Annotated in this window: 1 pseudogene; it reads right to left on the minus strand. The window is 49.1% G+C overall.

What is annotated here, in order from left to right:
* Positions 1 to 59 precede the first annotated feature (59 nt).
* A pseudogene (locus ACTHUT_RS21115) lies at positions 60 to 1,004 on the minus strand (DNA-directed RNA polymerase subunit beta); the annotation flags it as partial.

Here is a 1,004-nt window from a genome sequence, read left to right on the forward strand (position 1 = left end):
ATTCTTATTCTGAAACCGCTTTTTCAGACGACCTTAAAAGGCCGTCTGAAAACTTCTGTTTAGTAGCGTTCCAAATCGATATCCAAGCCCAGTGAGCGAATCTCTTTAACCAATACGTTGAAGGATTCAGGCATACCGGCATCGATTTTGTGTTCGCCTTTGACGATGTTTTCGTACATTTTGGTACGACCGTTCACGTCGTCCGACTTCACTGTCAGCATCTCTTGCAACGTGTATGCTGCACCGTATGCTTCCAGCGCCCAAACCTCCATCTCACCGAAACGTTGGCCACCGAACTGGGCTTTACCGCCCAGAGGTTGTTGGGTAACCAGACTGTACGGACCGGTAGAACGGGCATGCATTTTTTCATCAACCAAGTGGTGCAGTTTCAGATAGTGCATCACACCAACTGTTACCTTGCGGTCAAATGGTTCGCCAGAGCGTCCGTCATACAGCGTGATTTGGGTTTTGCTGTCGTTAAAGCCCAATTTTTCAACTTCTGGATCGTCACTTGGATAAGCCAAGTTCAACATTTCGCGGATTTCAGACTCTTTCGCACCGTCAAACACTGGGGATGCGAAAGATGCGCCTTTACGCAAGTTAGAAGCCAATTCGATGATTTCTTCATCTGTCAGGCTGTCTAAATCTTCTTTCTTACCGCTGCTGTTATAGAGTTTGTTCAAGAACTCGCGCAGCTCGCTGGCTTTGCGTTGCTCTTTCAGCATACGGTCGATACGCTCGCCGATACCTTTTGCCGCCCAACCCAAGTGAACTTCTAAAATCTGACCGATGTTCATACGGGAAGGTACGCCCAACGGGTTCAATACGATGTCCACCGGACGTCCGTCAGCCATGTAAGGCATGTCTTCCACCGGCAGAATGCGTGATACCACACCTTTGTTACCGTGGCGACCCGCCATTTTGTCACCGGCTTGCAGACGGCGTTTGATGGCGATAAATACTTTCACCATTTTTTGTACGCCCGGTTGCAGCTCGTCGCCTTG

This window comes from Neisseria sp. P0022.S010 (assembly GCF_051956635.1).